The organism is Spirosoma rhododendri, assembly GCF_012849055.1.
GTDB lineage: Bacteria > Bacteroidota > Bacteroidia > Cytophagales > Spirosomataceae > Spirosoma > Spirosoma rhododendri.
Genome location: NZ_CP051677.1, coordinates 5,301,172 through 5,313,390, shown reverse-complemented (window position 1 = coordinate 5,313,390; position 12,219 = coordinate 5,301,172). Strand labels below are relative to the sequence as shown.

The following is a 12,219-nucleotide window of genomic DNA, read 5'->3' as shown; positions in this document are numbered from 1 at the left end:
GGACAAAACTACGAAAAAGTACGCAGGCCGTGCCATCCTGTCTACCTTTGCGGGACATTCACGCAGCATTCTGCCGCCCCGTTTTCTATGACGTTCGACGAACTGAGCCATCAGATTTTCAAAAAACAGTCGTATCTGTGCGTTGGCCTCGATACTGACCCGCGTAAACTGCCCGCCCACCTACTGACCGAGCCTGACCCGGTTTTTGCCTTCAACAAAGCCATTATCGATGCAACGGCCGATTTCGCCGTCGCCTACAAGCCCAACATCGCGTTCTACGAAGCGCAGGGGCCGCGCGGGTGGGAGAGTCTACAAAAAACGCTCGAGTATATTCCCGGCGACTGCTTCACCATCGCCGACGCCAAACGGGGTGATATTGGTAATACCTCGGGCCTGTATGCGCGCGCTTTCTTCGACCCCTCAGCTGCTGGCCTTGACTTCGACTCAATAACGGTTGCGCCCTACATGGGGCAGGATTCGGTCGAACCCTTTCTGGAGTACCCCGGCAAATGGGTGATTCTGCTGGCGCTGACTTCTAATGCGGGCAGTGCTGATTTTCAGCGGTTGCCGACCACGCCCGATGGCGACGTTGAACTGTTTGAAGCCGTTATGCAGACGGCAAAGACCTGGGCCGGGGCCGATCGGATGATGTTTGTCGTGGGTGCCACCCAATCGACGGTGTTCAGCCGAATCCGCGAGTTGACCCCCGACCATTTTCTGCTGGTGCCGGGTGTTGGGGCACAGGGGGGAAGCCTGGCTGATGTTTCGAAATGCGGATTGACCGAATCGGGCGGGTTGCTGGTCAATGCGTCGCGGAGTATCCTATATGCGTCCGACGGAACCGATTTTGCCGATAAGGCACGGGCCGAAGCGCAGGCGCTGCAAACGGAAATGGCAACTTACCTGGGGCAGTACTGCTCACGCGCATGACCAACTTCACCATCGCAGTAGCCGCCAGCGCCGACGTGCCGGAATTGAATCAACTGGTCAACAGCGCGTACCGGGGCGATTCGTCGCGACAGGGCTGGACGACCGAGGCCGACCTGCTCGACGGGCAGCGTACCAGCGAGGCCGATCTACTGGATTTATTATCAAAGCCGGCAGGCCAAATTCTGACCTACCGCGTCGGGGGAAAACTGCTGGGTTGCGTTTATCTCGAACAGACGGGGAAAAAAGGGTATCTGGGTATGCTGACCGTAGCGCCCGACGTACAAACGGCCGGTATCGGCAAGCGGCTGCTGGCGGAGGCCGAAGCGGTCGGACGAGCGGCTGGTTGCCAGACGATTACGATGACTGTACTGACGCAACGACACGAGCTTATCGCTTGGTACGAACGGCGCGGTTACCAGTCGACCGGCGTAACAAAACCGTTTCCCGACGACCCACGCTTCGGTCTCCCCAAACAGCCACTGACGTTTGTTTTCCTGAGCAAATCACTGGTCTGAACATAGCCTAAATCATTGTCAGATATGAACAATCTGTCAGGTGATGCAGTTAGTTATGACTGATTAATCAAACAGGTTGACTAAACCCTGCTAGCGCCGGATTGTCTTAGTCACGTTACCAATGTTTAACCTAATCACGATAAGACTATGAAAACGATTCATGCTTCCGCCCTGCTTGTTCTGCTAACCGTACTGACATTGGTGCAATCGGTGCAGGCACAGGAACGTCGGAGATGGAGGCCGCAGGCCAAGGGAGCCGCTATCGGCGGGGCCATTGGCGGAGCGGCCGGTGCCATCATCAATAAGCGCAACCGGCTGGTCGGTGGGCTGATCGGTGGCGCGGTAGGTGGTGCCGCCGGGTACGCTATCGGTAAGCGCAAAGACAACAAGAATAAGCAGGAAGCGGCCCGTATTGCAGCCGCCAACCAGGCTATGGCCGAGCAGCGTGCCCGCGAGGAAGCTGCTAATGCCGCTGCGGAACGCGAACGTATTGCCGCCCGCGAAAAACCGAAGCACGGGCTGGGTGTAGCGTCTACGGTTCCGGTGGCCATCGCTGCTGTCCCCGCTACGCTGGCGTCATCGACGCAGGTCATTCCGGCTTCGTTCCTGCCCAACCCCACGTATGGGCAGGCCGACACGCCTTATGCGTCGTCGCAGTACCTGCGCCGTAGCTGGTAATTTTTGTTGGTTCAAGGTTTGTGCCGGGCCGCCGGGCGGTTCAACGTTCAAGGTCAGGCCCGATGGCCAATCTCACATGTTGAACTGCCCGGCGGCCCGGCACAAACCTTAAACTAAATAGTCACCATTCAACCAACACAGTTATGAAAACGATGATTTATGCCCTGGGAATCGGGGCAATGCTAACGGGCTGTGCCAAGCAGGAAGAACCCGCTAATGTTCAGTCGCTGAATCAGCAGTTTATCGGTGCCTGGAACAGCCGGGATGCCAGCAAAGTGACCGGATTTCTAGCCGATGATGTTGACTTCGTACAGGGCGAGGTGCATTACAAGGGCAAAGCCGAAGTAACGGACAAGTGGGTCAATGCCACGATGGCTACTACGAAAGATCTGAAGACGAGTGTAGTCAGTTCGGCCAACGATACGCAAACGGCCTACGAAGCCGGTACGTTCTCGGTAGACGTGTTGCCACAGGGGGCCGGTGAAAAGGCAGGGTATGGCGAAGGCAACTATATGCTGCTTTGGAAAAAAGCCACCGACGGCACCTGGAAACTCAGCTACGCCCAGCTCGAAGACCTGCCAGTCCAGGTGAAGCAGTAATTTTTTGGGTTCAACGTTTGTGGTTCAAGGTTGTTCAGAAACCGGTTTTGTCATCCCGACGACAGGAGGGGTCTTCGCTAACAAGCGGTTTTTAATGCATTCGCTGAAGATCCCTCCTGTCGTCGGGATGACAAAAAAACTATCTCATGTATTCCTGAACAAGGTTTAGGGTTATCCCAACGGTCAACCTTAAACCTTGAACCACAAACGTTGAACTATACTTCAAACGAGTCGTGTTCGCCACGCACGATCTCAACGGCGCGGTCAATCAGTTCGTCGTCGACGCCGTCGATAAGCAGATTGTCGTTGGCTACGTCGCTGACGATGGTGATTGTCGACAGGTTGATGCTGGGGTCGAGTTGCTGGAAAGCATCGCGAAACTGCTGTTCGATTTGACGATCCTGTATCTTGTTGGCTTCGTCTTCCAGCTGACGACCGATATTTTCGTTACTAGCGTCCTGATTCATAGTTGACATGGCTACTGTTGTGGCTCTGGTTTTGTCCAGAATCAACTGGGCAGTGCAGTTAGGTTAATTAATTGCGTTGTACAGAACGGCTAAATAACGGAACCGCTACCCCAAAAAAAAGCCGGTTACGTACTTTTGTCGGCCCGTAGCTACATTTCTTCCCAGCCAGCCTTGGCCCTTTTCCTGCCGGTCAGCCCACGTACAGGTAGTAAATTCTACGGGTTTGCCAGCGCCCAGGCGACCTGAAACAACAGTGTCGCCCGTTTCTGAAGCACATCGTACCGGATTTTTTTTGCCGTATCCGTAGGGCGGTGGTAATCGCTGTGTTCGCCGTTGCTGAACAGCAGTGCCGGTATACCGGCCAGCGCGAAATTGTACTGATCGGAACGCTGAAAATGATTGTCTGGATCGTCGACTGCATCGTACCCGCCCTGATTAAGCTGTAAGCCAACCGTCTGCGCGTTGACAGTTTCGACAATCTGCTTTAGCCCATTCCCGTTGCTATCCGTAATGACGTAGCAGTAATCCGGCGCATTACGATGTGCCGCGTCGACCCGGCCAATCATATCAGCATTAAGGTTGTACAGGATTCGCCTGGGGTCGACGGGGGAGTGATTGATGAAATAGGCCGATCCGAGCAGGCCGTCTTCTTCACCAGAAAACAACATAAACAGCACTGTTCGCCGACTTCGGATACCTAACTGCGCCAGACTGTCGAAAACGGCCGCTACCCCCAGCACAGCCGCCGTACCCGACGCATTGTCATCGGCACCGTGGAAGATGCGCCCACCCGACGCACCCAGGTGGTCGTAGTGAGCCGACAAAACAATAATCTCCCGCTTCAGATCAGTTCCCGGAATCACTCCGCCCACGTTGATGCCAAACAAGGCCCGGCTGCTGTCGCGACGGGACATGGGGCGATTGACTAATTCGGCTTGTTTTTCGGTCGGTACGTAGGCGCGATCGGAATGCAAACCGGATGGTGGGCCGTACGTGGCTATTGGTTTGATCGTGATCGGGAATGTTTGCCGGTGAGATAGGCGCGTTGAATCGATCGGGAACGGGGCAAACAGATGGCACGTACGGATGGCATACGTGCAATAGGCTACGGCTTTGTGCTGGCCAATCGTGCCCGTTTTTCGACCCAGTAAACTATCGGATGCCAGGGTGTAGACGTGTTTCCGAAGCACCGAATCAGACACGGTTACCCGGCTTACAAAGGACTGAGATAGGGAAGGGGTTTGTCCGACTACGATACAAAGCAGAAGAAACACTAAAAAACGAAGCAACGAAACGGGCATGAAGCGCAGGTTAGGGCTTGCAAAATAAGCCCTAAGCCCGTACTTTTGACTTAGATTTAGCCTGATGCACCGTTCGTATCAACTAAAGCTGAGTAAGTTGGTCCCGTAGCTCAGCTGGATAGAGCATCTGCCTTCTAAGCAGACGGTCAAGCGTTCGAATCGCTTCGGGGTCACAACAAAACAGCCGGTCAGCGCATTGCTGACCGGCTGTTTTGTTTTCAAAGAAACGGGCTTACGCTAACGCGTCTTCGACGCTGGATTTCGCCCGTTTGTAAGCTCCTTTTACTGAATCGCCCGCTGAACTCAGCGCGCTTTTGGCGTCGTATTCGGCTTTTGCGGCTTTGAGTTTATATTTGGCTTTGTTGTAGGGGCTCACTGATACGGCCGACGGCTTATAGCGCGACAACGCCCAGATACCACCGACGATGATAATGCCAGCCGCGACGGCCAGCGTAACGGCCTGCTTCTTCTTCTCGGCGTCTTCGTCTTTTGGCATCATGTCGCTACGGACGCTCGCTGCAACAACCGTGTCGGGTAGCACGTGCGCCATCGCCACGCGGGCTTTGTTCATCCAGCCCGCCACGACGTGATCTTTTCCCGCCATCAGGGCTTCGTAGCCATCTTTCGCAACCTGCGCCGGGTCGGCCGTTTTGTTCGGATCGGCACCTTTGGCGTTTTCGGCCCCGGCGATTTTAAAGAAGTTAGTATTGGTTGCGCCCGGCATCAGCACCGTCACCGTCACGTTGGTGTCTTTCAGCTCGTTGCGGATAGCTTCGCTGAACGACTTGATAAACGCTTTCGTCGCGCCATAGACCGCCATCATCGGGTTGGGCGATACCGATACTTCCGAGCCCAGCATGAGAATTTTGCCCTCATTGCGGTCGACCATGTCGCGCAGGTACAGCTTGGTCAGGTGCATCAGCGCGACGGCGTTGACTTGTACCACGTTCAGCTCTTTCTGAATATCGGTTTCCGTAGCAAACAGACCGTACTCGCCAAAACCCGCGTCGTTGACCAACACGTCGATCTGTACGTTTTTGCCGGTCGTTTCGGCGTAAATCTGATTGGGAGCGTCGGGGTCGGTAAGGTCCTTGTTGATGATTGTCGTCTGCGTTCCGTACTGATTGTTGAGGTTGTACGCGTGCTGATTGAGCGCTTCTTCATCACGACCAACCAGAATCAGGTTATAGCCGTCTTTGGCAAACAGGCGGGTCAGTTCGCGACCGATACCGCTACTGGCACCGGTAATCAGGGCAGTTTTTTCGTTCATTGTTGAGTTGGTTTAATGTTTATGGTTTAAGGTTCGAGGTTGGGCGATCATGGCGACACAAAGGGCATAAGCGATAACGTTAAACCTTAAACATCGAACCTTAAACGAGACTGCGTCATGGTTTCAGAATTACTTTCGTACAATCGTCCTGCTTGGTTTTGAAGATGTCGTAGCCGCGCGAAATTTCGGCGAGGGGCAGCACGTGCGATACGATGTCGTCGAGCACGACCTTGCCTTCCACGACGAGGTTGAGCAACTGATCGATATTCTTGTGAACCTGTGACTGTCCGTACCGTAGCGTCAGGCCCTTGTCGAAGATGCGGCCCAGCGGGTAATTGTCGAACGGGGTTCCGTAAACGCCCACCACCGACACGATACCACCCCGGCGCACGGCCCGCAGGCAGGTTTCCAGCACGGTGTCTGTTCCTTTTTCCAGATTGAGTGCTGCTTTGGCTTTGCCGAGAATTGTACGCTCGGCCTCCATGCCCACCGCATCGACGCAGAGGTCGGCCCCGCGTCCTTCGGTCATACTGCGGATAGCCTCCACCACGTCGACCTCGTGCGGATTCAACGTTTCAACCTTGTTGACGCGCCGGGCACGTTCGAGCCGGTATTCGACCGGGTCGATGGCGATAACGCGTTTGGCCCCTTGCAACCAGGCCGATTTCTGGGCCATCAGCCCCACCGGTCCCGACCCGAAAATGGCGACCGTTTCCCCACCTTTCAGTTCGCCCCATTCAATAGAGCTCCAGCCGGTCGGGAAAATGTCGGTCAGAAACAGTACCTGTTCGTCTTTCAGACCGTCGGGCACGTGCCGCAGCCCGTAGTCGGCGAAGGGCACCCGGACGTATTCGGCCTGCCCACCGTTGTAGCCGCCGTACAGGTCGGAATAGCCAAACAGGCCACCACCTTTCTCGGTCAGCAGGCCACCGTCAGGGCCGTAGAATTCGGGGTTGGAATGCTCGCAGTGCATTTGTAGCTGGTGCTGGCAGAAGAAGCACTGCCCGCAGGCAACGGTAAACGGCACAACGACGCGGTCGCCTTTCTTGAAATTGGTTACGTCCGAACCAACTTCTTCAACGATGCCCATAAACTCGTGGCCGAGTACTTCTTCGCGAAGCTGGGGCAAAAAGCCGTCGTAGATGTGCAGGTCAGACCCGCAGATGGCCGTAGAGGTCACGCGCAACAGAACGTCGCGCGAGTGTTCAATTTTAGGGTCTTCCGTCTGTTGGTAACGGATGTCGCCCGGTTTGTGAAATACGGCTGCTTTCATCGGGGTTGGGTTCAGGTAAGGGTTACTGTCTGATGTCTAACCCAGCCCGGCAAGCATGGTTTACAAATAGTAAGTAAATGGGTAGTTTTTGTAGAGTAATAACCGGTATTTGACTTGTGGTAGATTTATCAAGCCACGGAGATCATTTTCGAGTTAACCGTTTAAAACGGTCCTCGTATGTGGTGGATATACGCGTTGCTGTCGGCCCTGTTTGCTGCGCTGACGGCCATTCTGGCGAAAGTGGGCATCAAGGGCGTCAACACGGACCTGGCAACGGCCATCCGTACAGTCGTAATTCTGGTCGTAGCGTGGGGGCTGGTGTTCTGGCGGGGTGGTATCGAAACGCTGCCAACCCTGACGCGGCAAAACTGGCTTTTCTTGGCACTGTCGGGCGTGGCGACGGGCCTGTCGTGGATCTGTTACTTCAAAGCACTGCAACTGGGCAAGGTGTCGCAGGTGGCCCCGGTCGATAAACTCAGCGTCGCCATTGCGATCATCCTGTCGGTGCTGTTTCTGGGCGAGGTGCTGACCTGGAAAACGGCTCTCGGCGCTACCCTGATTATCGGCGGCACACTCGTGCTGATTCTGTAAGGTACGCGCTTACGAATTGCTGCCAATCGTCATTTACTATCCACTGATGCAGCTAGTTCAGCGAAGGGAATCTCAGTTTTGACGCCCATATCAGCAACGGGCCACGATTGAATCACCGTTCGGACGGGGATGCCCAGTTGCTGAATGGCCCGGTATAATCCGGTCTGCCGGGTACTGATTCGGGTCGGTTTACCGGTTTTGGGAATCCATACCAGATCGTCCTGAAATAAAAGCTGCTCGCTGGGGAAGTAGTAAATCAGGTAATCGCTGGTGTGGGCCGACTGGCTGCCGATGTGGTAGATGTCCATGCTGAATTGCCCGTCGGTGATAGTTTTTCGGGCACCAACGGCTTCCAGTTTGAGCGGTTTCGGGGCCATTGCCAGACTGTCGGGCTTGAGCCGGTGCGGAGCCTGAACGAGGTAGGTTACGTAATCATCGTTGCCGGGGCTGCACAGAATTGTCGCGCCCTTGTGCACGAATGGGCGCACCCCGCCGAGATAGTGGGGGTGATGATGCCCGAACACGAAATAACGGATTGGCTTGTCGGGGATCAACTGGTGGGCCTGCTGAATAATCAATTCCCCGTTTTCACTGTTCAGCGGAGCTTCGGCAACCAGCACAAAATCCGTGAACTCAACCAGCATGACCCGGTCGTCGGTGTGGGGCAGCGTAACGAAGTAAACGTGGTCGCTGTACTTTTCCGACCGGGCGGTGGCAACCGGCGTCGGGGTCATGTCGAGCCTGTAATCAGCGGGTGTGTCGAGCAGCGTAGGTGCCTGATCCGTTACTATCGACTGGGTGAGCCTGACCTGATCGCGCACCTTCCCGTTGACTTTATCGACGATAACCCGGGTCGGCTGCTGACTCGGTCCGACTGCCGCGTAATCCTGGTACGTCAGGGTCGTCAGTACATCGCCCAGCATATCGTCGGGAGCCAGCAATGTCGCCCGGTCGAGCAAGCCGTCAGCCCGCCGGATGAACAGGCTAATCACCGTCTGATTGATGGTTGTGCGGTAGCAGGTTGCCTGGTTGGTGCTCGATGCGGAGTCGGGCCGGAGGTGGTGCTGATACGCGTACTCGATCAGCCGGATGGGGGAGTAGCGGGCAGCCGTCAGGGGGTGTTCGTCCAGCATCGCCCGACTGACGGAGGTTAGCTTGTCGTCGCCGTGCTTAACCAGTAGCGTCTGCGTATCGGCCTGCGTTTTGGTGAAGGACGTCCTGTTGCGGGTGGTGTTGCGCAGCGTGTCGATCTGCCGGAAGTTCGTCGCGTTGACCCAAATCGTACCGGACGCCTGATAGGGCGTTTGTTGCCACGGTTCGGCACTGTGTTCCAGTTCGTTGCGCTGCTCCTGATACGACAACTGCACGAACCGGTTTTGCAGCGGTTTCACCTGATTATTCCAGCAGATCAGGAGTGGGTCGGAAGCGACGGCGGGTGCTGAATCAATGGGCAGCAAGAACCAGCTAAACAGCAGACAGATGACAAATGGCATACGAGAAAGGGACGCTACGGTGTGTCGTGTAAAGCTATATCAGACAGCGGGTTTGTCCTAAAAAACCGCGTCGACCGTGTGCAATCTGTAGCCCGTTTGGCTCAATGAGGTATGTCATTCCCCAGCACCGGCCACCCGGCTCCGTGGGAATGACGGGAAAGCTGGTTCGGCAAATACTGATACCATCAACGGTGACCATAACCTGATTGAACTGAACCGGTTTCCACCCGTACCTGAGCACAACTAGCCGACCCGATGGGCGCACCAAAAACAAATGACCCGCCGAACCGGATTAGGTAAGCATGAAGCAGAACGAGTGGAAAGCACTGGCGGCAGAGTGCATCGGTACGGCGCTGCTGCTTTTAGGCGGACTATCGGCGGTGATTTTCGATTTCGGTACCGGAAGTCCCGTTGCCAACTGGTTGCCCGATCCATTCTGGCGTCGCGTACTGACGGGTTTTCTATTCGGGTCGACCGGTTGTCTGATTACGCTGTCGCCCCTCGGCCGAGTGAGCGGGGCGCACCTGAACCCGGCCGTGACGTTGGCTTTTTTTGGTCGCGGCCTGATGCCGTGGCGCGGATTGCTGGGGTATGTGCTGGCGCAGGTAGCCGGGGCGGTACTGGGGCGTGGGTGTTGGCGGCCATCTGGGGCGCAATGGGCGCGAGTCAGCGGGAGGGCGTTACCGTGCCGGGGGGCAACTTGCCCGCTGCTTTTTGGGGTGAAGTGTTGTCGACGTTTTTGCTGGTCAGCACCATTCTGTTGTTTACCGCCCATGACCGACTAAAACCATACACCCCGTATACGATTCCGATCTTGTTTGCCGTACTCGTCGGACTGGAAGCCCCGCTGTCGGGGTGCAGTGCCAACCCCGCCCGCAGCTTTGGCCCTGCGCTGATAACGGGTATTTGGACCGATCAGTGGCTATACTGGCTGGCTCCATTTACGGGTACGGCACTGGCACTGCTGTTGTTTGCCTTGCCGATTCTCAACTGGCTCCGCAACGACATCGCCAAGCTCTATCATTTTGCCCACGACGAAACGGGTTTCCTGCGCGGTCAGGAAAAGCCAGCGGGGGTGTAATTGCCACTTGTTGACTCGTTAACTGGTTTTTAACCCATTGATGAATTTTGATAGATTGTTGATAATGAGCGATTTGACTATAGGGCGTGCTCAGTGTCTTCCCTTATGAATCAACAAGCGCTCCGGGCGACTGTTATACGTTGACAAAGCGAATTTAACCAACTCAACGTACCACGACAATGGCTAAAACTGGCGCTGACCTGCTGGTCGAACGATTACTGGAATGGGGTGTCGACACTGTATTCAGCCTGCCCGGCGACGGTATCAACGGCATCTACGAATCATTGCGGACGCACGAAGGTAAGATCAGGCTGATTCAGGTGCGGCACGAAGAAGCGGCTGCGTTCATGGCCTGCGGTTACGCCAAATTCACCGGTAAGCTGGGCGTCTGCATTGCGACGTCGGGCTGTGGGGGTATCCACCTGATGAACGGCCTGTACGACGCCAAATACGACGGGCAACCCGTGCTGGCTATCACCGGCGGCACGGCCCACGACATCAGCGGCACCTTCTACCAGCAGGACCTCGATCTGGTTAAAGTCTTTACCGATCTGGCCGCCTACAACGAACGGGTGATGGGTCCCGACCACGTCGTGAACGTACTCGATCAGGCCGTTAGGACGGCACTTGGTCAGCGTACCGTAACGCATATTTCGTTTCCCAAAGATTTTCAGGACTGGACCGTCAGCGACGATACGCGGTCGCCGTCCAACGTGCCCGACCACAGTAGTGCCACGAAAACGGTTTACTCGGTAGCACCGTCAGTGGATCAGCTACGGCTGGCGGCCGAGGTTATCAATGCTGGCGAGAAGGTAGTGATTATGGCTGGCCGGGGGGCACTTGGCGCGCGTGAGGAAGTAATTCAACTCGCGGAAGCTGTGGGTGGTCCGATCGTGAAAGCCCTGCTCGGCAAGGGCGTCGTGCCCGACGATAGCCCCTACACGACGGGTGGGCTGGGCCTGCTCGGGACGGCCCCGTCGCAGGATGCGCTGGAGGAGTGCGACACGCTGGTTATGATCGGGACGCACTTCCCGTACTTTGAGTTTTATCCCAAACCCGGACAGGCCCGCACCGTGCAGATCGACCTCGACGCGTCGCATATTGGGTCGCGCACACCCGTCGAAGTGGGGCTACTCGGCGACTGTAAAACGGTGTTACAGGTGCTGCTGCCCTTGATTCAACGCAAAACCGACCGGAGTTTTCTGGAGAAAGCGCAGGAGCGGATGGGCTACTGGCGCGAGTTGCTGACGCAGCGCGGTACGCAGGATACGATGCCGATGAAGCCGCAGGTTATTCCGCACAACGTTAGCCCGTTGCTGGCTGATAACGCCATTGTTACCTGCGACTGCGGCAACAACACGACCTGGGTGGCCCGGCATATTCAGATGAAAGAGAACATGCTCTTTTCAACGTCTGGCCTCCTGGCGACGATGGCGTCTGGTTTTCCCTATGCCATTGCCGCGTCGGTCGCGTATCCGAATCGGCAGGTAGTGGCCATGGTGGGCGATGGTGGTTTTACGATGCTGATGGGCGAACTGGCAACGGCCGTCAAATACAAGCTGCCGATCAAGCTGTTTATTTTCCATAACAACTCCTACGGGCAGATCAAGTGGGAGCAGATCGTGATGGAAGGGAACCCCGAATACGGCGTCGAACTGCAATCCATCGACTACGCGCAGTACGCCCGTGCCTGTGGCGCTACCGGCTTTACAATCAGCGAGCCCGTTGATGCCGAGCGTATTATTCGCGAAGCCATGGCTCACGATGGCCCCGTTTTGATTGATTGTATCGTAGACCAGAACGAGCCGCCCATGCCGGGAAAAATCACGACCGAACAGGCGATAGAGTTCACGAAAGCGATGATTAAAGGCGAAGCCGACCGGGGTAGCATCATCAAAAACTTCATCCGTAACCAAGTGAAGGAAGCCGTCGCCACCAAAGGCCGCAGCCTGATCGACCTTATTCCGGGTACGTAAGCAAAGCACGGTAACTGCTTATACAGTCAATGCCGCTCCATAAGC

General features: G+C 55.9%; 11 protein-coding genes, 1 tRNA gene and 1 pseudogene. 8 read left to right on the top strand and 5 right to left on the bottom strand.

From position 1 onward, the window contains the following. The first annotated feature begins 87 nt into the window (after window positions 1-87). The 4 genes from pyrF to HH216_RS22190 all read left to right on the top strand — a co-directional run bounded on the left by pyrF (window position 88) and on the right by HH216_RS22190 (window position 2,722). Window positions 88-930 carry an orotidine-5'-phosphate decarboxylase gene (pyrF, locus tag HH216_RS22205; protein ID WP_169552852.1) on the top strand — a complete coding sequence of 281 codons (843 nt, stop codon included), beginning with the start codon at window positions 88-90 and terminating at the stop codon, window positions 928-930. Continuing rightward, on the top strand, window positions 927-1,445 hold the full coding sequence (locus HH216_RS22200; protein ID WP_169552851.1) for a GNAT family N-acetyltransferase: 519 nt from the start codon (window positions 927-929) through the stop codon (window positions 1,443-1,445). Before pyrF ends, HH216_RS22200 begins: the two co-directional genes overlap by 4 nt. Before the next feature lie 147 nt (window positions 1,446-1,592). After that, window positions 1,593-2,123, top strand: coding sequence for a YMGG-like glycine zipper-containing protein (locus HH216_RS22195; protein WP_169552850.1), 531 nt, complete (start codon window positions 1,593-1,595; stop codon window positions 2,121-2,123). Window positions 2,124-2,266: 143 nt separating this feature from the next. Further along, a complete protein-coding gene (locus tag HH216_RS22190; protein WP_169552849.1) occupies window positions 2,267-2,722 on the top strand; it encodes a YybH family protein in 456 nt (151 codons plus the stop codon). 215 nt (window positions 2,723-2,937) lie between these two features. Here HH216_RS22190 and HH216_RS22185 read toward each other — a convergent pair whose 3' ends face one another. Continuing rightward, window positions 2,938-3,189, bottom strand: a complete 252-nt coding sequence (locus HH216_RS22185) for a hypothetical protein (protein WP_169552848.1) — start codon at window positions 3,187-3,189, stop codon at window positions 2,938-2,940. Between the two features lie 215 nt (window positions 3,190-3,404). Continuing rightward, a complete protein-coding gene (locus HH216_RS22180) occupies window positions 3,405-4,379 on the bottom strand; it encodes a M28 family peptidase (RefSeq protein WP_169552847.1) in 975 nt (324 codons plus the stop codon). A 210-nt stretch (window positions 4,380-4,589) separates the two neighbouring features. Between HH216_RS22180 and HH216_RS22175 the strand changes: the two genes are divergently transcribed. Further along, a tRNA-Arg gene (locus HH216_RS22175) sits at window positions 4,590-4,663 on the top strand. A gap of 59 nt (window positions 4,664-4,722) precedes the next feature. Here the strand turns inward: HH216_RS22175 and HH216_RS22170 are convergent. Both HH216_RS22170 and HH216_RS22165 read right to left on the bottom strand, forming a co-directional pair. Further along, on the bottom strand, window positions 4,723-5,760 hold the full coding sequence (locus HH216_RS22170; protein WP_169552846.1) for an SDR family NAD(P)-dependent oxidoreductase: 1,038 nt from the start codon (window positions 5,758-5,760) through the stop codon (window positions 4,723-4,725). A gap of 115 nt (window positions 5,761-5,875) precedes the next feature. Beyond that, window positions 5,876-7,033 carry a zinc-dependent alcohol dehydrogenase gene (locus tag HH216_RS22165; RefSeq protein ID WP_169552845.1) on the bottom strand — a complete coding sequence of 386 codons (1,158 nt, stop codon included), beginning with the start codon at window positions 7,031-7,033 and terminating at the stop codon, window positions 5,876-5,878. A 177-nt stretch (window positions 7,034-7,210) separates the two neighbouring features. Here HH216_RS22165 and HH216_RS22160 point away from each other — a divergent pair, with 177 nt between their 5' ends. Next, window positions 7,211-7,624, top strand: coding sequence for an EamA family transporter (locus tag HH216_RS22160; protein ID WP_169552844.1), 414 nt, complete (start codon window positions 7,211-7,213; stop codon window positions 7,622-7,624). A gap of 29 nt (window positions 7,625-7,653) precedes the next feature. Here the strand turns inward: HH216_RS22160 and HH216_RS22155 are convergent, their stop codons facing one another. Beyond that, window positions 7,654-9,117 (bottom strand): MBL fold metallo-hydrolase, encoded by a 1,464-nt coding sequence (locus HH216_RS22155; protein ID WP_169552843.1) that lies wholly within the window; start codon window positions 9,115-9,117, stop codon window positions 7,654-7,656. Between the two features lie 302 nt (window positions 9,118-9,419). On the opposite strand from HH216_RS22155, the pseudogene HH216_RS22150 reads away from it, so the two are divergent. Both HH216_RS22150 and HH216_RS22145 read left to right on the top strand, forming a co-directional pair. Then, window positions 9,420-10,198 (top strand): annotated as a pseudogene (locus tag HH216_RS22150) (MIP/aquaporin family protein). Between the two features lie 179 nt (window positions 10,199-10,377). Next, window positions 10,378-12,174, top strand: coding sequence for a thiamine pyrophosphate-dependent enzyme (locus tag HH216_RS22145; protein ID WP_169552841.1), 1,797 nt, complete (start codon window positions 10,378-10,380; stop codon window positions 12,172-12,174). Window positions 12,175-12,219 lie beyond the last annotated feature (45 nt).

Excerpts from the sequence above, each read along its gene's own strand:
- pyrF (WP_169552852.1), top strand. The coding sequence starts at position 88 with ATGACGTTCGACGAACTGAGCCATCAGATTTTCAAAAAACAGTCGTAT.
- HH216_RS22170 (WP_169552846.1), bottom strand. The coding sequence starts at position 5,760 with ATGAACGAAAAAACTGCCCTGATTACCGGTGCCAGTAGCGGTATCGGT.
- HH216_RS22145 (WP_169552841.1), top strand. The coding sequence starts at position 10,378 with ATGGCTAAAACTGGCGCTGACCTGCTGGTCGAACGATTACTGGAATGG.
- HH216_RS22160 (WP_169552844.1), top strand. The coding sequence starts at position 7,211 with ATGTGGTGGATATACGCGTTGCTGTCGGCCCTGTTTGCTGCGCTGACG.
- HH216_RS22190 (WP_169552849.1), top strand. The coding sequence starts at position 2,267 with ATGAAAACGATGATTTATGCCCTGGGAATCGGGGCAATGCTAACGGGC.
- HH216_RS22200 (WP_169552851.1), top strand. The coding sequence starts at position 927 with ATGACCAACTTCACCATCGCAGTAGCCGCCAGCGCCGACGTGCCGGAA.
- HH216_RS22165 (WP_169552845.1), bottom strand. The coding sequence starts at position 7,033 with ATGAAAGCAGCCGTATTTCACAAACCGGGCGACATCCGTTACCAACAG.
- HH216_RS22155 (WP_169552843.1), bottom strand. The coding sequence starts at position 9,117 with ATGCCATTTGTCATCTGTCTGCTGTTTAGCTGGTTCTTGCTGCCCATT.
- HH216_RS22195 (WP_169552850.1), top strand. The coding sequence starts at position 1,593 with ATGAAAACGATTCATGCTTCCGCCCTGCTTGTTCTGCTAACCGTACTG.
- HH216_RS22185 (WP_169552848.1), bottom strand. The coding sequence starts at position 3,189 with ATGAATCAGGACGCTAGTAACGAAAATATCGGTCGTCAGCTGGAAGAC.